Annotated in this window: 15 protein-coding genes; 7 read left to right on the top strand and 8 right to left on the bottom strand. The window is 38.9% G+C overall.

Translation table 11 applies throughout. The annotated features are described in order from the left end of the window. Nucleotides 1–21: 21 nt before the first annotated feature. From ACNQGH_RS09930 to ACNQGH_RS09920, 3 genes are all read right to left on the bottom strand, one after another. Nucleotides 22–1,308, bottom strand: coding sequence for a relaxase/mobilization nuclease domain-containing protein (locus tag ACNQGH_RS09930; protein WP_417955847.1), 1,287 nt, complete (start codon nt 1,306–1,308; stop codon nt 22–24). Continuing rightward, nucleotides 1,293–1,502, bottom strand: coding sequence for a hypothetical protein (locus ACNQGH_RS09925; RefSeq protein WP_417955846.1), 210 nt, complete (start codon nt 1,500–1,502; stop codon nt 1,293–1,295). Before ACNQGH_RS09925 ends, ACNQGH_RS09930 begins: the two co-directional genes overlap by 16 nt. Before the next feature lie 383 nt (nt 1,503–1,885). Beyond that, nucleotides 1,886–2,788: a toprim domain-containing protein gene (locus tag ACNQGH_RS09920; protein WP_417955845.1), complete on the bottom strand. Its 903-nt coding sequence runs from the start codon at nt 2,786–2,788 to the stop codon at nt 1,886–1,888. Nucleotides 2,789–3,470: 682 nt separating this feature from the next. Here ACNQGH_RS09920 and ACNQGH_RS09915 point away from each other — a divergent pair. Both ACNQGH_RS09915 and ACNQGH_RS09910 read left to right on the top strand, forming a co-directional pair. Further along, a complete protein-coding gene (locus ACNQGH_RS09915) occupies nt 3,471–4,955 on the top strand; it encodes a MauE/DoxX family redox-associated membrane protein (RefSeq protein ID WP_417955844.1) in 1,485 nt (494 codons plus the stop codon). Nucleotides 4,956–5,055: 100 nt separating this feature from the next. Further along, on the top strand, nt 5,056–5,322 hold the full coding sequence (locus ACNQGH_RS09910) for a hypothetical protein (protein WP_417955843.1): 267 nt from the start codon (nt 5,056–5,058) through the stop codon (nt 5,320–5,322). A gap of 74 nt (nt 5,323–5,396) precedes the next feature. On the opposite strand, the gene ACNQGH_RS09905 is transcribed toward ACNQGH_RS09910, so the two are convergent. From ACNQGH_RS09905 to ACNQGH_RS09895, 3 genes are read right to left on the bottom strand one after another with little or no spacing between them, the layout of a single operon-like run. Then, entirely contained in the window at nt 5,397–8,066 is a 2,670-nt protein-coding gene (locus tag ACNQGH_RS09905; RefSeq protein ID WP_417955842.1) for an alpha/beta hydrolase family protein, read from the bottom strand. Between the two features lie 9 nt (nt 8,067–8,075). Then, nucleotides 8,076–9,500, bottom strand: a complete 1,425-nt coding sequence (locus ACNQGH_RS09900) for a RagB/SusD family nutrient uptake outer membrane protein (RefSeq protein ID WP_417955841.1) — start codon at nt 9,498–9,500, stop codon at nt 8,076–8,078. A 16-nt stretch (nt 9,501–9,516) separates the two neighbouring features. Next, nucleotides 9,517–12,546, bottom strand: a complete 3,030-nt coding sequence (locus ACNQGH_RS09895; RefSeq protein ID WP_417955840.1) for a SusC/RagA family TonB-linked outer membrane protein — start codon at nt 12,544–12,546, stop codon at nt 9,517–9,519. Between the two features lie 855 nt (nt 12,547–13,401). Between ACNQGH_RS09895 and ACNQGH_RS09890 the strand changes: the two genes are divergently transcribed. Together ACNQGH_RS09890 and ACNQGH_RS09885 are read left to right on the top strand one after the other, a co-directional pair. After that, a complete protein-coding gene (locus tag ACNQGH_RS09890; RefSeq protein ID WP_417955839.1) occupies nt 13,402–13,677 on the top strand; it encodes a helix-turn-helix domain-containing protein in 276 nt (91 codons plus the stop codon). Nucleotides 13,678–14,056: 379 nt separating this feature from the next. Next, a complete protein-coding gene (locus ACNQGH_RS09885) occupies nt 14,057–14,491 on the top strand; it encodes a putative quinol monooxygenase (RefSeq protein WP_417955838.1) in 435 nt (144 codons plus the stop codon). A 130-nt stretch (nt 14,492–14,621) separates the two neighbouring features. On the opposite strand, the gene ACNQGH_RS09880 is transcribed toward ACNQGH_RS09885, so the two are convergent. Further along, a complete protein-coding gene (locus ACNQGH_RS09880) occupies nt 14,622–15,080 on the bottom strand; it encodes a DUF1573 domain-containing protein (RefSeq protein WP_417955837.1) in 459 nt (152 codons plus the stop codon). Between the two features lie 9 nt (nt 15,081–15,089). Next, a complete protein-coding gene (locus ACNQGH_RS09875) occupies nt 15,090–15,446 on the bottom strand; it encodes a hypothetical protein (RefSeq protein WP_417955836.1) in 357 nt (118 codons plus the stop codon). Between the two features lie 1,416 nt (nt 15,447–16,862). On the opposite strand from ACNQGH_RS09875, the gene ACNQGH_RS09870 reads away from it, so the two are divergent. The 3 genes from ACNQGH_RS09870 (at nt 16,863) to ACNQGH_RS09860 (ending at nt 23,288) form a co-directional block, all read left to right on the top strand. Further along, nucleotides 16,863–18,548, top strand: coding sequence for a DUF6377 domain-containing protein (locus tag ACNQGH_RS09870; protein ID WP_417955835.1), 1,686 nt, complete (start codon nt 16,863–16,865; stop codon nt 18,546–18,548). Between the two features lie 222 nt (nt 18,549–18,770). Further along, a complete protein-coding gene (locus tag ACNQGH_RS09865; RefSeq protein ID WP_417955834.1) occupies nt 18,771–21,794 on the top strand; it encodes a SusC/RagA family TonB-linked outer membrane protein in 3,024 nt (1,007 codons plus the stop codon). 12 nt (nt 21,795–21,806) lie between these two features. After that, a complete protein-coding gene (locus ACNQGH_RS09860; RefSeq protein ID WP_417955833.1) occupies nt 21,807–23,288 on the top strand; it encodes a RagB/SusD family nutrient uptake outer membrane protein in 1,482 nt (493 codons plus the stop codon). Nucleotides 23,289–23,295: the final 7 nt, after the last annotated feature.

Raw genomic sequence — 23,295 nt, 5'->3', positions numbered from 1 at the left:
CATAACTTCCCGTTTTATTGATTATAAGATTGTCCTTTTCTTTTTCGCCTGCCTTTCAGTTGGTTTGGAATGCATTGCAATCTGTTCGAATTGGATTCGTACATCCGCTACTTTTGCAAGTACAGTATTTGATTCAACAGATTTATTGGCATCACCGGCGACAGTTTTATCCATTTCCATAATAGTCGTTTGAGCGGCTAGTTCATGTGATTTTTCATTAACAGAGCCTGTTATTTTTTGTCCATTTACTATACTTAATCCACAACGCTCTTGAATGGACTGGGCGCTGTATTGCCTGCCTAGTACACTACCATTAAAAACACATTTGGTGACATGGTCTATATAAATTATTTCATCAGGCAGACCTGCATCATTTTTATTAAAAACAGTATTAATTCCTTCCTTTTCCAGCGTTTTAACCAGTTGGTTCACGGTCATTACTTTCTGTCTAAGCAGGGCCAGATCGATGCCATTTTTTATACGTGTTTTGTCAGGTATTCTTCGGATTTCATTGCCCTTAAATTTTTCCTCTAAAAATTTTAAAGTTGGCTTGTTGTAAAAATCACTTGCTTTAATTGGAACCCCAATTGGCTTACCCTGTTCGTTCAGTATTTGGTACATTAGTCCTCCAACTAAAAACATTTTTGAATGCTCACCACCGCAATTAGCCATAATATTGTATTGTTTTAGAACCGCATTAAGTTCGGGAAGGCTCGCATACTTGTATTGGTTCAGTACCACATTCAAAACATCGGTTATGGCTTTCTTTGATTCCATCCGACCGTAATGCACTTTGCTGATCGCAACGGGCTGCAAATGAAATTCCGCTACCTTTTTTTGTCCTTCCGCTTTAACAAGGCCAAACAATTCTTCAATCTCCTTTCTTGCTGGCTCTGATTTTTTTATGACTAAATCATGCATGAAAATCTGCTTGCCGTCCCTCTCAATATTTATTGAAACCAAATGCACGTGCTGATGTCCAGCATCGTGATGCTGGTACACTAAATAGGGTTGTTTTCCGAAACCTATTTTCTCCATATAGGTATTCGCAATGGCCATTAGTTTTTCTTTGGAATGGTTTTCTAATGGGGCAAAATTCAGCGAAATATGGACACTGTTGCACTTTGCTCTGTCGTTTAATTCAATCCGTTTTATAAATCGGGTTAGCTTTATGACAGCACTCATTTTATCGACATCGATAGAATAGTTTCCTGCACCGATGCATACCGCTACACCTGCTTTCACCTTGTTCTCATTGTAATATAAAATGCTACGGATCGAGTAGCCCCTATTTAGGATTGTAACCATTGGTCCGTAATTTTTTGAAAGTGTTTTTCGATGTCTTCCACCTTGTTGAAAAGAATTTTTTTCTCCAGTTCGTAACGTATAATCCAGTCTCTGAATTCGGTAAGATGTTGCAGGGTGTTTAGTTTTTTTATAAGCTGATTGAGATTATTCCCGATGGCAATAAGCTCATTGCGAAGGTCTATTGTTTCTTCCATAAAATCATCCAGTGATTGATTCCTATAATTGGTTGTAATGGGTTTGTCTTAGAGTTTTTTTTGTGCATATTCGCTTAGGCTTTGGCAAGTACTGGCTTTCTGATTGTGCTCAATTTTTGCATATTCTTCAGGTGTAACGTACACCGTGATTTGGCGTGATCTGAATGAATTCTCTTTTTTCATAATCTTTCATTTTTATTGATTTCAAACTCTTTTTATCATTTCAGTGTAACTGGTAAGAATTCCGAGTGACCATTTAGTGATCAAACGGACAGCTGCTGATTGCAGGAACGTAGCGGTCTTTTAGTTAGGTTTATGCGAATCTTAAATCTTCTTATAGTCTAACTTTTGGTAATCATTTATAGCCTTTAGGGAATGGATTGCTATCTTAATTTTCGTCCGAGATGCCTTTTTTCTGATTTTCCGAAATTCATAGCCCAATCATTTAGGTCTTTATAGTTTGGATACAGTTTGCTTTCATCGCTATATTTAGGGCTCAGAGAAAGTGCACGCCTGGTATAACTTTGTCCCGTTTCGTCCCGATCAAAATAAAGCCGGATTGATTGATGGTTTTCCATAAAAGGGCGCGCTCTTTCGAAAAAAGAAACGGAATTTAGAATAACAAAGTCCTGACTGTTTTCAGGAAGGTTTTTGTTCATGGCTTTGAAGGAAAGAAAGTCGATGAAGCCCTCAAAAACAACAACCTCATTATTGCCGTGGTCAAAAGAGGTAATACCCTTAGGAGCACTGCTTGTTTTGAAGTAAGGGGTTCGAATTTCAAAGCCTCCCAAATCATTTTTAAAGCCAATTCCATAATAGGTGTTTTTATTTAAAGTGTATCGGAGTTCTGAGCAATAGTCTTGCGCAATTTCAATTGGAATTCTTCTCTGTTCGAGATAACGCAAAAGGGGCGGGGAGGTAAGTCTAACGGCTTTCAGAATTTTAATTTTAGGCTCCTGTTTACCAATGTCTTCAGCTTGTAGAATTATTGGCTGTTGAAGTAAAAAAGTGCCACTTAAATTTTGTAATAATTCACCAGGCGTGCAGTTGTAATAGTGTACTCCAAAATCAATTAAGGTACCGCCTTTTCCGATTCCGTGATCGTACCAACAATTAAGCTGTTGGTTGACTTTGAAAGAGGGCGTTCTTTCTTCCCTGAAAGGGGAGAAGAACCAGAAATCCTGTCCTCTGATTTTAGAAGGCTTAAAACCTAGAATAGACAAATAGCTAATCATATCTATTGCCTTAGCTTGTACTAGTGTTATTGTATGGGTTGTGAAATTCATAACAGTCATTTTATCAGGTTCCTATTTCAGCTATTCCCTACGAATATAAAAAAGGTTATCGACCTGACCAATCCTGTGCATATTTTGACCAGGATACATTCGGGGTGTTTTTTCTGTTTTTGATCCACTCCAATTCCGCGATACATTGAACATACGTAATATGCCATTTTTGCCTAAAATAGTATGTTTTTACGAGTTTTTGGCACGTTTTTGAGATGCTGTTTTCACTTTATCTAGAGTAAATTTGTATCTGTTTCCTCCATTTTCTGTGATTAATTAAGACAGTTAAAGACCCTTTTTTTACTTATTGGAAATAATGAAAGAAAAAAAAACACATACAAATCTCTTGATGAATTCGGGTAACCTTTCTGTTTTTGGTCCACTCCAATTCCGCGATGCATTGAATATTTATCTGTAACACAAAAATGGCTTGTTTTTGTCAATTTTTGGCTCGTTTTTGACATCTTATTTTGACTTTATCAAGAGTAAATTTGTATCTGCTTCCTCCATTTCCTATGATTAATTCAGGCAGTTAAATACCCCTTTTTTACTGTTACCGCAATAATGAAAGAATAAATTTTATATAAGAATCTCTTGGGAATCCTAATTGGCAAGTACGTAGGGAATAGTTATTTACCAGCAATAATTTCAGCATTTATTATACATTAAAAATTCAACTAACATGAAATCAAAAGTAAATTTTAAAGAAATAATTGTGAAAGGCATTTGCTTGCTTTATATAATGTTATTCGTTTATGCGGCGGTGAGCAAATTAATGGATTTTGAAAATTTTCAGACTCAGTTAGGACAGTCGCCACTCTTAAGTCCCTTTGCGGATTATGTATCCGTTGGTGTAATTAGTATAGAATTTAGTATTGCTATTTTGTTGAGCATTCCAAAATTAAGATATTTTGCTTTGTGGGGTGCAGTTGCCCTTATGATACTGTTTACCACCTATATTGTCATCATTCTCAATTTTAGTTCCTTCGTTCCTTGTTCGTGCGGTGGTATTCTTGAGAAATTAGGATGGACAGCGCATTTGATTTTTAATACCGTGTTTGTAGTTTTGGGGATAGTTGCTATTCTCTTAAAGTCACTGACTAATCGTATTCTAATCAGATTATCAATTTTAATGCTACTGAGTATTTCCAGTATTACGGGCTTATTTCTGTTTTCGGAGGATATCATGCAAAAGGAAAACCCTTTTATTCGACGTTTTCCTCAAGGAACGGCTGCAAAAGTTGCAGGAATAGATTTAAAGAATATATCGTACTATGTGGCAGGTACTGAAAAGGAGAAGATTTATTTGGCAAATCGCCTGGCACCACTTCAAATCCTTGAAATTGGTTCCGATTTAAAAAGTAAAAGGCAGTATACCATACAGCTTGATCGTGAAGATTTTAAATTTCGGGCAGTTGAGGTTCGAGTGAGTGCTCCTTACTTTTATGTATTTGACGGGACAGTACCTGTTATTTACAGAGGATTGATCTCCGATTGGAAAGCTAAAGTGATTAGTGAGAAAAAAAAATATTTTTCAGACATCGTCTTCATGAATACGCAGCAGCTGGCCTTTCGAACTCAAAAGCCATACACAGGAGAAAATATTTTAGGTATAGCCAATAACTATGCTAGCCCAAAAATTAAATACAATCCACAGGTATTGCAAAAACAGCTGGATGGAATTTTCGATACCGATGGGACACTGCAGTATAGCGCAGCACTGCATAAGCTAATTTTTACCTATTACTATCGCAACCAGTACATTGTTACAGATGAAAATTTAGTTGTTGCCTATCGTGCCAATACCATTGATACAACAACTAAAGCAAAACTGAAGGTGGTAAAAATGAAAGAATCCGGCGATATAAAACTGGGAGCACCCCCTTATATGGTGAACCGTCATACGACAGTACGGAATAACTTACTTTTTGTTAATTCCCTGTTACGGGGTAAATATGAAGGGAATGATGTCTGGAAACATGCAACTGTTGTGGATTTGTATGATATATTAAAACAAACCTATGTCTTAAGTTTTTATGTGTATGATGAAGAGGGCTTTCGGATGAAAAACTTTTTCGCTGGCGATTCAGCGATGTATATCATTTCGGGACATTATCTACTCAAATATGGATATGGGGAAAGAATCCAATCAAAATTCCATAGTTAAATACTATGATTAAAAGACACTAGGCCCAGTGACAGGAGTAACGATCGAAAACCTGTAAAAAAGAGTAGATCAAATTTTTAATAATTTAAATTTTAATATTATGAAAACTACAGTTTTAAAAATGTTTGTGTTGCCAGTGGCAGCATTTGCACTGGCAAGTGCCGGTGCGGTAAGTACCAACACTGCAGGAAAAAGTAAAACGGACGTTTTAATTACGGCCTACATTCACGATCCGGCAGTTAACAGTTGTAAAGAAGTTCAGGTCGACTGTAGCCCTAATCCAGGCCCAACTTGTCTTAGTGGCAGCTTCACAGCATTTGCTAAAGAATCTCCAAATTCTTGTACATTGCAATTGCACCGTAATTAGGTGAACTGATTTTTTAGTGAAGATAATGCAGTTTCCAAAAAAAGGAAACTGCATTATTTTTTATTATCTGTTTGTTACTCAGAAGAAGTTCCTTGTGATAGCGATTCGGGTTTAGCTTCCCCTTTCAATAAATGGTCAAACCATGCCATCATTCGCTTGCTGAGATCGGTTTGATTGGTTGGATTCTGTAGTGAATGGTCTTCGTCAGGATATACCAGCAGCCTGTTTTCAACTCCCAATTTTCTCAGGGCTAAATAATAGGAAACACTCTGATTCCACGGAACAATTCTATCATTTTTACCTGTCCATAGTAGCAAGGGGGTTTTAACATTATCCGCATGCATAATGGGAGAATTCCTCAAGTATCCCTCTTTGTCATCATAAAGCGATTTGCCCATGCGCCACTGCTGGTTTTCAAAACGCCACATATCGGATTGAAAAACGGCATTTTTTCCTATATTAAAATAAAATGCAATGATGTCACTAATTCCGGCCCCGGAAACAGCGGCTGCAAAAATAGGGGTTTGAGAAATAATAAAATTGGTCTCATATCCTCCAAAAGAATGTCCAGACAAACCAATTTTGGTTTTAGCCACCAGGCCCTTATCCACAACCGCAGCAACCCCGGCTGTTACACAATCAACTGCTGAAATACCTGGATTCGCCATCTGGTAGGTGATATCAGGCAGCAAGACAAAGTAACCACTGAGCGTATAATTAGTCACATTAAAACCTTCACTGTTTAAAAGGGATGGATTGACATGATGATGGAGGTTCTTAGACATTATTTCATAAATGTGCACCACCATTGGGTATTTTTGTCTGGGGTTATAATCGGCAGGATAGAATAGGGCCGCCTTTAATTTTTCTCCTTGGCTGTTCTTGTAATAGAGCAATTCTGATTTCCCAAAAGAATACTCCTTTTGTTGCTTGTTGGACTCAAATAGAATTTCAGCAGCGGCACCACTCTTTTTCTTGAATTCAAGCCGTGGAGGTTGATTAAAGGTTTGATTCTGGAAAATATAACTATTGTTTTTGCTCTTGCGGATTTCATCAATTTCACTGGGACCATATACCAAAGACTTTTCTGCTGATTTGGCATTATAAATAAAATATCCGGTTGACCAATCTTCGGTATTACTTGCCTGGAGTATTAGATCTTCAGACAGGTCAAAAGTAACAGGAGCTCTTCCGTTATAATTGACCTGTGAAATGCCAGTATACTCAATGGGAGCTATTCTGAAAACGATGTTTTTCTCCTGTCCTTTGGTTAATCTGGTACAGTTTGAACCATCGATAGCCACGAGCCAAATATCATTGGCATCATACAATAAAACGGTTGCGCCGTCTGAGCTCCAGCCAGGATTACCATAAACCATAAATTGGTTGGGAGCAGCAGTATTACTACTATTGTCCCACTTAGTGGTGACTTTTTTGGTCAGATTTGTATGTGTTTCTTTGATCGGATCATAAATCCACCAGTTGCTTTGGTGATAATACAGTATTTTATTACTGAAAGGATCAAACCCTATTTGGTTTGGGTCGTGGGATTGCTTTTTTAAAATAAGCTTTTCAGTGCCGTCTTTTATATTTTTAAGGTAGTAATCGACTTCTTCATAATATTTCGATTGCAGGCCGTAGCTGTAAGTATTAGAAATAAGTGCATAATCCTGTTGACCGCTGAGCATGATATCAGGCAAGTCATTGCTGTTGATTTGGGAGCAAGAATCAGTATTAGGATACCAGAGCGCCAGCTTAGGAATATCGCCCCAGTTCTCCATTCGTTTTCTATCAGGAAATAGCCAGGTATCGGTACCATTCCAAACTTCGACCGTTTTAGGATCGTTTTTAAATGTTGGATCTTCCTTTTTTGCAGCCATAAAGAACACTTTTGTACCATCATCGGAAATGGATATTGAGATATCATTGAAAATGGACAGATTATCTCTTGAACCCACTTTAGCAGAATAATCAAACGAAAACAATTTTTTATCAGCAATTCTAAAATAATGGATAAGCGTTGCTTTTGAAACCGAATCCGTTTCACTCAAAAACGCCACTGAGGCAGCATTTTTTTGCCATACCAGGTTATGATATTTACCTCCTTTTGACAGCGTGAAACGGGAATATTTTTTAAAGTTCACCATTCCAACTTCATTACGCCCTTGATTAGTTGTGGCAAACAACACTGCGTCTTTAGCATTATTTAAAGCATATTCTGTTACCCCAATGATGCTGTCGATGACAATTCCTTGTTCATTTCTAATCTTCAGGGTACTTTTCTGGCCATACCCCTGATCTAAAGTTAGGATGTATCTGCCGTCAGGTAACAATTCGTACCTTTTGACATTTGCAAGTACTTCGGTTTTACCGGTCTGCAGATGAACAACTTTTAATGTGGACTGTGGCTCTAAAAAAGCAAAAACTTTTTCTGCGCCAAAACGAGCCTCACTGCCTTTGGGAAAAGTATACCGCTGATTTTCCGATGTGGCCTGTAAGAATAAAGTATCGGTGTGATTCTCATAGGTCATTTCATAACTGGCCCATTTTCCCTGATCGGAAATAGCTTTTACCTCCAGTGTTCCCCACCTGCCGTAATCCGCCTCACTTAAATGCTTTTTTTGCTGATCCTGTCCTACAACAGGACAGGAAATCAGCAAAAAAAGAAGGGAGACAACTAAACTGGAAAGCTCCCTGTTAATTTCCCGATTAATTTCTCTTTCAACTAAATTGATCGCTTTCATAATTTTTTTTTAGTAGCCAGGGTTCTGTGGGTTCAAATTAGGATTGGCGCCCAATTCCAAAGCAGGGAGCGGCCATAACGCATCGGTAGCATTCCAGCCGGGCTTAGACAGCGACAAGGTCTGGTTAAGTGTTCCGGTTCGTTTCAAATCAAAAAAACGCTGCCCAAATTCGGTAAACAATTCAAAACGCCGCTGATGGAGAATGTCCGCTATTATATCCTCGGCCGTCACGGCACTGATACTGGCAAGCCCGGCGGTAGTGCGGATTAGATTTAAATCCTCTTTGGCCCCAATTAAATCACCCTGGTAGGCCCGGGCTTCTGCGCGAATCAGGTACTGTTCTGCCAGGCGAAACACGATGGAGTGCTCCACCGAACCGGCGGTACTGGATTCCTGTTTGTACTTGCAGGCCATGTACCAGGTCGTGGTACCATCGGTTACTGCCCTAGTCCAGTGCACTTTTCTTTGGTCGTTGGGCTCAAAGGCATCCACAAAATTGGGGTTCAGTCCCACAATAGGCGGTGGTCCCCCCTCAAAAAGATACAGGTCTCCTTCGGCGGTATTCACTCCGGGGGCATTGGGCATGAATTGCCAGATGGTGGTGCTGCTTTCTTTCAGGAATATTTTATCCAGATCCGTCTCCCAGGCGTACAGCGTACTGTTAATCACCGCCGAGGCCGCATTGGCCGCTTGGGCATAAGATCCCGTATACAAATACACCCTCGCCAAAAGCGCGCGGGCCGCACTGCGATTGGGACGGGTGCGCTCTGGGGAAACATAATCCTCGGACAGCAAGCCTATCGCTTCATTTAGGTCCTCTACAATAAGGCCGTAAACCCTGTCAGCGGGCATTCTTGAAACGGTACTGTTCTGCTTGTAATCGGTAGTGGTGATGTACGGGATATCCCCATAGAGGTTCAATAGGTAAAAATGAAGCAACGCTCTTATAAACAAGACTTCACCGCGCAACTGTTTTTTCTGTGCTTCCGGCAGCGAGGCGCAGTGGCTCACGCCCTGCATAATGGCGTTCGCGGAATAAATCTGATTGTAGCTCTGGTTCCATATATCGCTCACTCCGGGCTCACCGGCAAATAGCGCATTGTTATAAAAAGTACTCACCGCATTTTGCTGGAAGTAATCAAATTCATCGGTGTACAGGCCCAGGTAACAGGAAGCGCCTGTTGCATTTCCGGCTAACAGACCGTTGTCCCTCATTTTGGCATATAGCCCGGCCATCGCTGCAGTAGCGGTAACCGTATCTTCAAATACGGCTTCGCCTGTCAATTGGGAACCCGGCAGGCCGACTTCCACAAAACTGTCACAGGAGAAGAGAAAGAAGCAGACCGCCAGTAAGGAGGACTTCTTATAATGGGAGCGCAAAACACCTTGTAGGGATAAGGATGCGGTTTTTAAAAAATCGAATGTATTTTTCATGGCTGTAATTGTTAAGTTAGAAAGTGAGCTGTGCACCGGCAGTAAATAGGCGCAAGGGCGGTAAGTATCCGGTATATTTAAATTCGGGATCACCTCCCTTGTAGGGCGTGAAGGTCCATACATTTTGTCCCTGCAGCGATAGTTTGCAGCTCACGCCGCCTTTGAGCAGCAACGGCAAGTCATAGCTTAACGCAATGTTCTTCAAACGGATGTAAGAGCCATCCACAATTGCGGCATCACTGTCCACATAGTTGTAATAGGCATTTACCGCGGCCCCGTTTTGCCCTGAGGTATTCATTTGAAAGGGTTGTACATCCCCAGGCTGTTGCCAGGCGCTCACCATATCGGCATGCTGATTGATGGGGCTGCCCCCTGGAACGTTGGGACTGTAATCATAATTGCGTTGCTTTACAAACTGCAAAAGAAAATCCAATTGGCAGTTTTTATAGTGCAGCAGGTTCTGCAGGCCTCCAAAGTATTTGGGAGTGAGGTCCGCCACCGTTTTCTTATCGCCCAACGAGGTAATCAAACCATCCCCGTTCACATCTTCCACTTCATAGAGCCCGGTTTGCGTATTGACCCCGGTGTAGTGATAGACTTTCACGATACTTGTGGATTCCCCGATGACATACCGGTTGGAATAAGTGGAGCCCTGCAGTCCGGGAAAGGAAAGCAGTTTGTTTTTTGAAGCCGAGATATTAAAATTGGTGGACCATTTAAAGCCGCCGCTGCTGTCAAAATTCAGGGTGCGCAGTGTCAACTCCACACCGGAATTTTCCACCGTCGCGTCCAGATTGGCAGTAATGGAGGTGAATCCCGTGGTGCCCGGCAGCGGTACACCCACCAGCTGATTGGAAGAGCGGTTGCGGTACCAGGCGGCGGTAAAGAAGATCCGGTCCCTTAAAAATCCGGTCTCCAAGGCAAGCTCCAACTTTCTGCTGGTTTCCCAGCTGAAATCCGGATTGTACAGGCGGGTAGGATCAAGACCAATGGCATTGTTGTAGTTCAGGCCATTGGAAGCATAGGTATTTAAAAACTGGTAATCTCCGATCTGGTCGTTACCCGAACTGCCATAGCTTCCCCGGAGCTTTCCAAAGCTCAAAACAGCACTGTCTTTTAACAAGGTTTCATTAGAGAACAGCCAGGCAGCACCTACAGCTGCGAAAGTCGCAAACTGTCTGCCGGGTCCAAAGCGGCTGGAGCCATCCCTTCTGCCGGTTGCGTTCAGGATGTATTTCTGATTCCAGTTGTAATTCACCCTTCCAAAGAAGGCCTGGTATTTATAAATCGTCTCGTCGCTTGCAAAAACATACCTGTTGGTGGCAGAGGCCATATCGGTGATCAGGCTGTTGCTCGAAAATCCTATACCGAGCTGGTAGAGCCTGGAGGAGCATTGCTGCTGGGCCGTAGCGCCGATTAAAACATCAATTTTGCTGTTTTGAAAAGCATGAGTCCAACGCAGCTGTGGCTCCACGATCCAGGATTGCCGCATCGTCAGATTGGTATACAGCAAGGAATTATCGCTGCCCAACTGGTAGATCGGATCATACATAGTGGAAGGCAATAGGCGCTGTTCGGAATTCTTTAAATCCGTAAACCCCAGATTGGTTTTGAGCTCTATACTAGGGATGATTTGATAGGCAAGCACGGTATTGGCCACCAGGTCATTGGTCTTTGCCGTGGTAATGCCCCGAAGAGCGGCCAGCGGATTTTGAAAGGTGCCATTTTCAAAATTCAGGTTGCCAGAGGCATCGTATAATGCCGGAGCATTTGGAGCGAGATTGCGCGCGGTACGGGTTAGGTCGGTTGCCGATTGCAGGTTGTCCTGAGCAGTGTATCCCCCTGAAAAAGTGAGTTTGAATCTTTTGTCTTCCGTGCCGTGGTTCATACTAAAGTGGACCGCTGTTTTGTCGTACTCAAAATCCCCCGGCAGTACCGTTGTTTCGGAGCGATAGGTGCCGCTTAAAAGGTATTGCGTTAATGGCGAACCGCCGGATATTGATGTTTGCAGGTTGTTGATTTCAGCAGTGCCGCCCAAGAGTTCCTTTTGCCAATCGGTATAGCGGTTCGCATCCCATGTTCCGTTGATGTCATAGGCTGAAGCAGGGTAAGTGGTGATACCGTCATTGGCAAAGCCCTGTCTTCTCATCTCCAGATACTGCGGTGTATTCATCAGGTCCTGACTCTTGGTGACTTTCCCCACTCCGGATGAGCCCGAAACGGTTATTTTGGTCTTTCCGGCCTGACCTTTTTTGGTTGTAATCAGTACCACCCCATTGGCACCGCGAGAACCGTAGATGGCCGTGGCATCGGCATCTTTCAAGACTTCGACACTTTCAATGTCACCGGGATTGATACTGTTTAACGGACTCGTTGGGGTAGGCACCCCGCTGGTCGTATTGCCGTATCCTACGATTTCTGAAGAATAGGGTACCCCATCGATAATATATAGCGGCTCATTGCCGTTTTCGCGCAGGCTGTTCAATCCCCTGATTTTTATTTGAAAGCCGCCGCCGGGCGTTCCGCCGTCTTGGGTAATATCAACTCCCGCCATGCGTCCCTGCATGGCAGCCAGTATGTTGGAAACAGGTTGTTTCTCGATGGCCGCCGAGGTGATTTTAGCGATACTTCCGGTGCGTTCGCTTTCCTTTACGGAATAATAACCCGCATTGATTTTGACCTCCTGTAGTGCCGTCGCGTCTTCCTGCATGCGAACATTAATTACAGTACGACCCTCAACAGGAATTGTAAGGGTGGTAAAGCCCATATAGATAAAAACAAGGATGTCGTTTGGCGACGCTGTCAGGGTAAATTTGCCGTCGATGTCAGAGACTGTTGTTTTTGGCTGACCTTTTACAGAAATGGTAACCCCCGGTAAGGGGCTGGTGCCATCGGTGACGGTACCACTGATTTGGTTTTGCTGGGGTAGAGACTGCAGTTGCCTCAGTACGGTTTTTGCCGGAGCTGGGGTGTAGGATAGTGATAACCCAAAAAGAATCAGGTACCAAAAAGCCGAACCGCCCTTGTAAAATGAAATATTTTTCATAATATTGGTTTAGTTAAATGAAACGTTAGTTTTGTTTGCGATGGTCCTCTATGCTAGTTTTCCGACATGAGATAGAGGGCCTTTTTTTATGTGCCTGCCATGAAGGCGCTGAGTCGTTATTTTGTCATAGGCAGGCGGTTTTTTACGGTTAGTTTATGGTTGTTCGGTTGGATTAAATAACCTGCACCTTTTATTAATAAATTCAAATTAAATTAACCAGGTGTTCAAAGGACCTTTCGGTGCAGGTGTTTTATAGTTATGAGTAAATCTTATTTAATCATAGGCGGTTTTTTTTTAAGTTTTCAGTCATCGTTTTTAGTTGGAATTAGGTATAAGAGTTTACTACCGTCTAAGAAAATGCTTTTTTCTTGCTGGTGATTTATGTGGTTTACTGGTTGAAACCACTGGTAACGCTTAGCGTAGTGTGTTTTTAGGTGTGTAGTTGCATTTTACTCATAGGCATGCGGGCGGGTTTTAGCGGGTTGAACTGCTGCGAGACTGTGAAAAATGAAGAAGCGGTGCTAAGAATTAAAGAGAGTATTGTGCCAAGAGAATAAAAAAAATGGCGCAGAACTCATCTTAAACGCTTTCAAGGCACTAGTATACCCACACACGAATAAGTGAGCCCACGCCATGGGACGTGAGCATCTTACTTATCATCTCGCGTGTTAAAAGTACTAGTTTTTGAAAACGAGATTCAAAGCGAATGCTTCAAATGTTTTATATGAAGAAACGCAAAAATACATCTTATGACGTATTTATAATACAAATATATGAAATTATTTGAAACGTGGTCGAAATCGACCATAAATTTTTCCTTAAAAAAATTGAATTTGCTTAAAAAAAAATATAATAATGGAGAGTAAGGACATTAGTTTAGAACTACGAAAGAAAATTGGAGACAAAATACAGCTTGTTAGAAGAGGTGAGTCATATGCAAAGATTGCTTCGCGGTGTAATTTAGATGCTAGTAAAATTAGCAAAATTGAAAAAGGCCGTATAGATTTTAGAATTAATACAATATTTGAAATTGCAAAAGGTCTTAGGGTTCATCCAAAGGAGTTGCTAGATATAGAATTTAACTTTGAAGATTACTATAAAGAAATTGACCACACGTATAAAACTACTTAAGATTGAGACCAGTTTAGATTGGAATGGGTGGCCCCAGTTTGGACTGGAATACCCATAAAATGGTCTATCATCTCAGACTAGGCAAAAAAATAGCCTCAGTGGACTGCCCCAAAATTAGACACTTATCGGAAGCATTTTTATGAATAAGATTATTTATTACCTTTATGATAACGAGAAAGACCTTAAATAGTAGAAATGGTTTTGCATGTTTGGAAAATAAGATTCTACCCGAGTTGAGCATGTAAATGATCCACTTTTGGCTGGTATAAACAAATTGCGGCAACCTTATAGACAACGTATAATCAGACAACTGAAACAACTTATAGACAAATACCAAAAGGCCACTGACAATTATAATTTTAACTAGAACACAATAAATATGAAAATAATATTTAAACCAACAAACAAAGTGCAATTAGGCCGAACTAAATTGCTGACCGCGGTAGTCGCTTTATTTTTAATAACACTTTCTTTTAGTATAAATGCGATGGCTCAGGAAAAAATTCAAATGGTTAGATTAGCAAAAATTAAAGTTGATCCATTGCAATTGGACAAGTATAATATTGCACTAAAAGAACAAATGACTACTGCAGTTCGTCTTGAGCCAGGTGTATTAACATATTACGCCGTTGCAGACAAAAGCGACCCCTCACACATCACAATACTTGAAATATATGCTGATACAGCTGCATACAAATTACACATAGAAACAACTCATTTTAAGAAATACAAGGAGACTGTTAAAGATATAGTTAAATCTCTGGAACTTATAGATGTTACTCTAATTGGCTCGGCTAAGAAGAAGGATAAATAATTGGAAAAAAATGACTCTTTTCTTGGTAAATTTCTTTTCAGAATAAATGTGATGTTATCGCAGACAATAATAAGACCGTTCAGATTTACCGAGCGGTCATTTTTTTATTTTGCAATTAGTTACTTTCATTTCATTTCATTACATGCACGGCAAATGATAGTGTCTGTATCAGATTAGACTTATTATTAACTAATACATACACATCCTTGCGTTGCCATCCCTGAAGGCCTTTAGTATCAAATTTGGCTTTGATAATACCTTTTTCTCCCGGCAATAGCTGTTTTTTAGGTTTGTCGACTACTGTACACTTACAGCTTGTCATTACATTTGCAATAACCAACGGTTTACCCCCAGAATTTTCAAAGGCCCAACTCACTTCTACCATTTTGCCTGCAGTCACTGTATCCAGCTCTTTGTATACAGTGTCAATCCAACTAATTGTTGTGCCATTAGCAGGATCAGCAATGTAGTTTCTCACTTTGGCAAATGCTAGAGAGTCTTTAGTCCACTTTTCATCTGTTTTGCTCACCTTCTTTGTACAGGCAAATAATAAACCAACGCTCAAGACAATATGTAGTAAATATCTCATAATAATTTATTATTTGCCTCTATAACCAGCCGGAAGGCAGGAATCAACTTTTGGCGAACCAGGTAGAAAGCCATACATTACATTAAGTCTAGCGACACATTCTGTTACTGGACATGAAATGGAAGTTTGACGACAATAATTCTCGACATCTGTCGGACTCGTAATTTGTCCTGGCAGAATTAACAGAGGATTGCCAAAATTACATTTTCTTGCATATGTTGTCTGACAATCTGGTCCCGGCTTTGTTGCAGCTTCCATTTTTGCAGCAGTTTGTTTTTCTACTTGCACAGTTACTTGTTCATTTCCAATAAAGCCACAAATGGTCAAAATCCCTAGGACAAGGCCAATAAATAGTATTTTTTTCATTTTTTTGATTTTTAATTTAAAAATAATTCCATTTAAAATCAATTGATTTTAGTTTAGCTTTTCATTATGACACCGTTTTATTGGTAACAGTTACTTTTAAACCGTTACTAACAATTCCGTTACATATCCAGTTGATGCTAAATACATCAAAATCCAATCAGAGAACATTCCTTTTTAGGGTAAGGTGTGTTCTATTTTTCTGTAAAACGTAGGTTGTCAATGTCGGGGTTGCCGCTATAGGATTTATTTCCTCTACCTGGGGATGATAAATAGCAATTTTTTTTGATAATTTAAGATTGTTGAAATAAATATAAAATCCTATAAATCAATTGTTTGTGATTAAATTTAAAAGATTAAAGTTAGGGAAGTACCATTGGAATATCCTTAAATTTATATTAAAATTAATCGGTGTTTTACAATTAGATTTTGGAATAAATATTCACAAGTTATATTTTTAAATTGAAGTAGGAGTTTTTAAAATAGTTCTTCAGCAAACGCACATCCCGCTCTCCGAGGTCTTCATTGCGTGGGCTGGACATGTACCCCCATTGGTGCTCGATTGCATCGAGCACTTCTTAATTTATGAAGATAAAATGGAGCTGCACAACGCGGTTAACTAACAATAAAAGCAATTCGTAAATGGATTGCTTTGCTGAGTTAAGTTACGTTTTCCTGGACATTTGTTTTTGCCCAACACAAACCGACTAATTTCTTTGGGAGACTTGCCGGGTCTTCGTTCCACCAAACGATCTGTTTTTATTAAATATCTTAATCCAGATTCAACAATAGACTTCGCTATGAAGGTGAATTATTCAATAAAAACAAGTGCTCACAGACTATTTTTAAAGAGGAATAGTGGATTATTTCAATTTTAAAAATGTGGAATGCCTTGATTTAGGGCAGAGTGACAACAGAGCCAACCCGATTACTGTGTGAAGGCTGACGAAGATAGGTAGTGAACGTGTGAAGATGAGGAATGATGTACCCCTGATTGCCCGTGATGTTAAACGGCAATGTTGTGTCGAAATAGGTTTTGTTCTACATTAATTTACTCTTCTTTTATTGAACTGGCTCAGTTCAAATAAATAGGAATATGCTCATTTTTAAACTGATTGAAAAATGAATCGTATTATCAACGGGCATAAATCTAACCATTTTATTTAACTCAAGAGTCTATATGTTATGTGTTTATGCTTTATATAAATGCGATTATTTTGATTTCAAACTTGATTCAAGGAACCTGCAGCTTCTAAAAAGCTATAATAACTTTTGATTATATTTGTCATAGCTGTTAGTTTGTTGTCGACAGTAAAATATTGAATTTAAATATCTTGAGCGTTATTTGTCTTATTTTTTCACTTCACATAATACCCTCAACAAATTAAATAGATCTGGTTTACAGCTTAAAAAATAATTATGATAGCATCTTTCTCTTTAAAAAATCTAAAATTTTTAATTGCCATTTGTTTGTTGATAACTACAATTGGAACAAGTCAGGAAAAAGATATTTTTAAAAATTTGAATCGAATTATTAAAAACTCATCAAAATATGATGAAGAAAAACGCTTTGAAATTGATAGTATCAGAACTATTTTAAAGAAGACTAAAAAAAATGACTTATTGGTTCAGTATCAGTTAAATGAACAAATGTTTTACCAATTTAAATTTTTTAAACGGGATTCAGCGTTTTACTATGGTATTAAATCAAAAGACCTGGCGCTTAAAATAAACGATAAAGTACTTATTTCCAATGCCAATATGAACCTGGCCGATATTTGCGTTTCATCAGGAATGTATAAAGAGGCCTTAGATTTTTTAGAGCCTTTGAAACGTAACGAAGCCGATGGAAATTATGGAACGCTTTATTATGGGGTATTGGGGCGTTGTTATGGCGATATGGCAGAATATAGTAATATTCCCTATTTTCAAAAAGAATACAATGATCTGGCACGTAAGTATCGGGAAAAGGCACTTTCCTTAACTCAGGAGGGAGATTTTTTTTACTTTTTTTTAAAAGCATTCAATAAATCTAAGAATAACCAATTAACCGAAGCGCTTACTGAATTTAATATTCTTTTAAAAAAGAAAAATAAGCGTCACGATAATGCCTTAGTTCACTATATGCTGGGGGATATTTATCAGAAATTAGGGGATAGCGACAACGCCATTGTTCATTTTGCCGATGCTGTGATTTCCGATATTGAAACGGCTACCAAAGAATCGTTGGCGATTATAAAACTTTCTGAACTTTTATTTAAAAAAGGGGATCTGAAGAACGCTTCCATACTGATTCAAAAGGCAAATGAAGATGCTTTTTTTTATGGAGCGCAACAGCGTAAAATACAGGTCGGGGCAATTTTACCGCTCATAGCACAAGAAATCCTCCAAAATGTTGAAAAAGAAAAACAACGCATTTATTGGCAGTACATCATTGTAAGTTCTTTGTTAATTCTTGCTATCTGTTTTGTTATCATTATCTATTTCCAATATCGAAAATTAAATAAGGCAAAGAAAATTATTGCGGATGCACATCAAAACCTGGAAAGCATCAACAAACAATTAAGAAGCGTGAATGACAAAATTAAATCGCGAAATATAGAAATTAAACAGGTTAACAAACAGCTGTTGGAGGCCAATAAAATTAAAGAGGAGTATTTAGGATTATTTTTTACCCAATACGATGCTATTTTTGAAAAGTTTAATTTTTTCATGATTACCATAAAGAAATATATTGACGAAGAAAATTATGAAAAAGCCAAACGTAATATTTCGAGTTATGATCTAAAGCGTGAAAAAGAAAAACTTTTGGAGAATTTTGATACCGCATTCATAAATCTTTTCCCAAATTTCATCAATGAATTTAATTCGCTAATGAAAGAAGAATATAAAATTAAACTGGACAAGGGGCAATTTCTTACAAAGGAGTTACGGATTTATGCATTAATACGATTAGGAATTACACATAATGAAATTATAGCGCAAATTTTAGGGTATTCTATCAACTCCATTTATGCCTACAAAACTAAAATCCGTAATAATTCTATCATTAATAAGGATGATTTTGATCAAAAATTGCTCAAAAAGACCACTTTAAAGCTATAAAAAAGACCTTTTTTCTATATGGTGTTCTGGTTGTATTAAATTGTAAAATCAAATTAATCAGTGTTTTACGCATTGAATTAACTTGATATTAACCGTTTTTTTCTATACGTTTTTTTTGGGCAGTATTCGCGGCCTGTTATTTATGCATTTTTGTATGGATTGATGGTGTTCCAAACTAACATTATCAAATGCTATTTTAACTTAACCCAAAATTAATGTATTATGAAAATTACTTCATTTGATAGGACAAAAATGGCCCTATTACTCTTAATTTTTCTTGTCACACCATTCCTTATGATGGCTCAAAACGGAAAAATCAAATTATCCGGTAAAGTTATGGACGAAACCAACCTTCCTTTACCAGGTGCAACCGTTATGCTTAAGAATACTAACATAAGCACAATTACTCGTGCCGATGGAAGTTTCGATCTTTTAGTGTCCGAGCAAAATCCAGTTGTAATTGTTTCCTTCCTTGGTTATAAAGCTATAGAGGAAGCCGTATCGGGAAAAGATTTTTTGAAAATTAAACTGCAGCCGGAATCAACCACGCTGAATAATGTTGTCGTAATCGGGTATGGTCAGGTTAAATCCAAAGACATAACCGGATCCATTTCTACTGTAAAGCTGACCGATCTGGGCAAACAACCTGTTGCCAATATTGGGGACGCGATTCAGGGTCGTGCTGCCGGTGTTCAGGTAATCTCTTCCGGACAACCGGGAAGCAATCCAACATTTAGAATCAGGGGTACCGGAACCATCGGGAACAATGATCCATTGATTGTGATTGACGGGATGCCTTTGAATGGAGGATTGAATCAGGTAAATATGAATGATGTTGAGAGCTTACAAGTGCTGAAAGACGCTTCCTCAACAGCGATCTATGGTGCCAGGGGTGCAAATGGTGTTGTTATTATCACAACAAAGAGAGGAACGGTAGGGAAGGCGTCGCTGACATTTGATGTTGCTACAGGAACATCCGAGGCAACAGAAATGCTTCAGGTGTTGAATGCCTCACAATTTGCAAGTTTGCATAATGAAATATTAGGGAATGCAGGTTTAAGTCCGAATCCAAATTTTCAAAATCCGGCATCTTTAGGCAATGGAACGGATTGGGTGGATGCGTTTTTCAATGCAGGATTTCAAAATAATTATACTTTGTCCTATATGTCTGGAAACGATAAATCAAAAGTATATACCTCTTTAAATGTTTTTGATCAGCAGGGGATAATTCTAAATACAGATTATAAAAGATATATTTTGCAATTCAACAGTGATACCAAAATTTCTGATAATTTAAAGTTTGGAAATAGTGTGAAATTAAATCATGATGTCAAAAGCCAGGGTGATTTTAATATTCAAAATGCACTGCTTTCGTTACCGACACAACCCATTTACAGGGAAGACGGCGATTTCTCAGGTCCTATAGGACAACCTATTTATTCCGGTGATATAGAAAATCCAATCGGAAAAGCCACTATAGTGGATAATGCCACAAAAGGGTACAATATTCAAGGAAACTTATTTGGAGAACTGACATTTTTAAAAGATTTCAAGTTTAAAACACTGGCAGGTGCTGAAGCTAATTTTTGGAAAAACAGGACTTGGGTTCCTTCCTATAGCTGGGATAATAAAGTAAGTCAAAATGCTTATTTGTCTGAATCTTCAAACCAAGCCATCACCTTGCTTTGGGATAATACCCTGACCTATCAGAAAAAATTTGATAGTGGAATTAATGTAACAGGAGTTGTCGGGACTAGTGCACAGGAAAATAAATTTGAATACATCAACGGGTCCATTCAGAATTTCCCCAGTGAAACTACTCAAACCCTAAACAATGGAATTAACCAGACAACCCTTCATGGAAGCAGTTCGGAATGGGCAATATTCTCCACTTTTGCAAGGGGTAATTTTGACTATAAAAGTAAATATTACGTAACTGCAACGGTAAGAAGAGATGGTTCTTCAAGATTTGGCCAAGGGAATAAATATGGAACATTCCCATCCGGTTCCTTAGCCTGGAGGATTTCTAACGAGGATTTTTTCAAATCGAAAGTCGTTACTGATTTAAAATTACGATTTGGATATGGAATTACCGGAAATCAGGAAATTGGAAATTATTCCTTTTCTTCCAACTACAATACCTATCTGTATAATTTTAATGGGACCTACGTCAGTGCTGCCATTCCAACCGTTTTACCTAATTCTAATGTTAAATGGGAAGAACAGGAACAGTATAATGCAGGTATTGATGCCACTCTTTTTGATGATAGGGTAAATGTTACTTTAGATGCATATGTAAAAAATACAAATGACATGCTGGTTCCACAAGCGGTGTCCATTACTTCGGGGTATTCCGATATCTACGTTCCTTACATCAATGCAGGTAAAATTCAAAATAAAGGAATTGAGGTAGCGATCAATGCTAAAATCATAAAAAAAGAAAAGTTTTCATGGAGCACTGACCTTGTTTTTTCAGCCAACAGCAATAAAGTAATTGATTTAAACGGTGATGTGCCTTTGACTACAGGAAGTCTTGGATTAAATTATAATGTATCCAGAATCCAGGAGGGATATCCTGTCAATGTATTCTATGGTTTTGTTCAGGACGGGATTTTTCAAACTCAAACCGAAATTGATGATCACGCGGTACAAGTGCAGGGGACATCACCCAGTAACAGTACCTCTCCGGGAGATGTTCGGTTCAAGGACTTGAATAATGATGGTTTGATTACTGACGCAGACAGGACTTTTATTGGGAATCCCAATCCTGATTTTGCCTATTCTTTAAACAATACCCTTACCTATGGAGACATTAGTTTAAGTGTCTTTTTACAGGGGGTATATGGAAATGACATCTTCAATGCCAACAGACTGTATACGGAAGCAATGTCGATCACCACTAACCAATCCCTATCGGTTTTAGACAGATGGACCGCCCCGGGGACCAGTAACAGTATGCCACGAGCGGTATATGGAGACCCAAATAACAATAACAGGACTTCCTCCAGGTATATTGAAGACGGTACTTATTTGAGAATTAAAAATGTGACACTTTCCTATAAAGTTCCAATTGGTTTACAGGGAAAGAAAGTCTTTGATTATGTAAAAGTGTACCTGTCCGGACAGAATTTGTTCACCTTCACAAAGTATACTGGTTTTGATCCGGAGGTATCAAGTAACGGTATAGATAATAATGTATATCCGTTAACAAGAACACTTTCTCTCGGTTTAAATGTTGGATTTTAATAAATAGAAAACATGAAATTTATAAAAAAAATAGTTTTTGTATTGGTAATTTTTGCCTGTACACAATGTTCCAGTGATTACCTGGAGAAAACGCCTTTGGATACTGTAAACACATCCAATTACCCTTCGAATGCAAAAGAATTAATCACCTTGGTGAACGGGGCATATCAGCCTTTGCAAAGACCTAAATTATACAATTTAAGAATGTGGACCTCTGATATTATGGCCGGCAATAGTATTGTGGGTGCCGGAGGGGGATCCGATGGAGTGGAAACCCAGGATATGTCCAATTTTGTCACCACAACCGATAATGCGGGAGTGCTGGATATCTGGAGAGGGCCGTGGCCTGGAATTTTGATGTCTAATATAGTTTTAAAAGTAGCACCGGCTCTAACCATAGACACTGCCATAAAAAACCGCAGTATGGGGGAAGCTTATTTTTTAAGAGCGCATTATTATTTTATTCTGGTACGTTATTTTGGTGATTTGCCTTTAATTACAACTCCGCAGAGTTCAGATGATGATTTGTTTCCGGCAAGGGTTTCCAAAGATTTGATCTACCAGCAAATTATTTCCGATTTGGAAAAGGCGGCTGAATTGCTCCCTAACAAAAGTGACTATACAGGAAGTGACATCGGAAGAGCAAATAAAGGGGCTGCTTTGGGAGAACTGGCTGAAGTTTATCTTACTCTAGGTAATAATTGGCAAAAAGTAGTCGATTTAACGACACAGGTAGAAGGCTTGGGATTTAATTTAAATGCCAATTATGCCGATAATTTTAACCCCTCCACTGAAAATTCTGTTGAATCACTTTTTGAAGTGCAGTATGCCAGTAATGGTGGCTATGGCTTTTGGAGTGATGAGAATCAGGCATCATGGGCAAGTCCTTTTATGGGACCCAGAGGGAGTAATTTTGTTGGAGGAGGTTTTGGATGGAACCAGCCTACTCAGGAGTTTATCGATTCGTATGAGGCTAATGACAATAGAAAAGCCATAACCGTATTTTACGAAGGTGCTCCTGCTTTTGAGGGAAAAGCATACAATCCATCCTATTCGTTAACAGGATATAATGTTAGGAAATTCTTGGTGCCATTAAGCACGTTTTCCTCTTATGATAATAGTCCTTTAAATTTTCCAATATTAAGGTTTTCCGACATTTTGTTAATGAAAGCGGAAGCACTGAATGAACTTGGGCAAACCGCTCAGGCTCAAATTCCTTTAAACCGTGTCAGAAATAGAGCCGGACTACCCAATATTGCATCAGGATTAAGTCAGTCCGCTTTTAAAGAAAAGGTACTGCGTGAGAGAAGAATTGAGCTTTCTTTTGAAGGTCAGCGATGGTTTGATCTTATAAGAGTGAATAAAGGACAGTATGGACTTGATTTTCTTCATTCCATTGGAAAAACAAATGCAACACAAAAACAATTATTGTTTCCAATTCCCCAAATAGAAAGAGATAGGAATCCAAAATTAACCCAAAATCCAGGGTACTAAAAACTAA

The sequence above is a fragment of the Flavobacterium kochi genome, from assembly GCF_048286715.1.
Classification (GTDB): domain Bacteria; phylum Bacteroidota; class Bacteroidia; order Flavobacteriales; family Flavobacteriaceae; genus Flavobacterium.
This window is presented reverse-complemented; position numbering and strand designations above follow the sequence as displayed.

Coding starts and splice junctions, on each gene's coding strand:
- ACNQGH_RS09930 (WP_417955847.1), bottom strand. CDS start 1,308: ATGGTTACAATCCTAAATAGGGGCTACTCGATCCGTAGCATTTTATAT.
- ACNQGH_RS09925 (WP_417955846.1), bottom strand. CDS start 1,502: ATGGAAGAAACAATAGACCTTCGCAATGAGCTTATTGCCATCGGGAAT.
- ACNQGH_RS09920 (WP_417955845.1), bottom strand. CDS start 2,788: ATGAATTTCACAACCCATACAATAACACTAGTACAAGCTAAGGCAATA.
- ACNQGH_RS09915 (WP_417955844.1), top strand. CDS start 3,471: ATGAAATCAAAAGTAAATTTTAAAGAAATAATTGTGAAAGGCATTTGC.
- ACNQGH_RS09910 (WP_417955843.1), top strand. CDS start 5,056: ATGAAAACTACAGTTTTAAAAATGTTTGTGTTGCCAGTGGCAGCATTT.
- ACNQGH_RS09905 (WP_417955842.1), bottom strand. CDS start 8,066: ATGAAAGCGATCAATTTAGTTGAAAGAGAAATTAATCGGGAAATTAAC.
- ACNQGH_RS09900 (WP_417955841.1), bottom strand. CDS start 9,500: ATGAAAAATACATTCGATTTTTTAAAAACCGCATCCTTATCCCTACAA.
- ACNQGH_RS09895 (WP_417955840.1), bottom strand. CDS start 12,546: ATGAAAAATATTTCATTTTACAAGGGCGGTTCGGCTTTTTGGTACCTG.
- ACNQGH_RS09890 (WP_417955839.1), top strand. CDS start 13,402: ATGGAGAGTAAGGACATTAGTTTAGAACTACGAAAGAAAATTGGAGAC.
- ACNQGH_RS09885 (WP_417955838.1), top strand. CDS start 14,057: ATGAAAATAATATTTAAACCAACAAACAAAGTGCAATTAGGCCGAACT.
- ACNQGH_RS09880 (WP_417955837.1), bottom strand. CDS start 15,080: ATGAGATATTTACTACATATTGTCTTGAGCGTTGGTTTATTATTTGCC.
- ACNQGH_RS09875 (WP_417955836.1), bottom strand. CDS start 15,446: ATGAAAAAAATACTATTTATTGGCCTTGTCCTAGGGATTTTGACCATT.
- ACNQGH_RS09870 (WP_417955835.1), top strand. CDS start 16,863: ATGATAGCATCTTTCTCTTTAAAAAATCTAAAATTTTTAATTGCCATT.
- ACNQGH_RS09865 (WP_417955834.1), top strand. CDS start 18,771: ATGAAAATTACTTCATTTGATAGGACAAAAATGGCCCTATTACTCTTA.
- ACNQGH_RS09860 (WP_417955833.1), top strand. CDS start 21,807: ATGAAATTTATAAAAAAAATAGTTTTTGTATTGGTAATTTTTGCCTGT.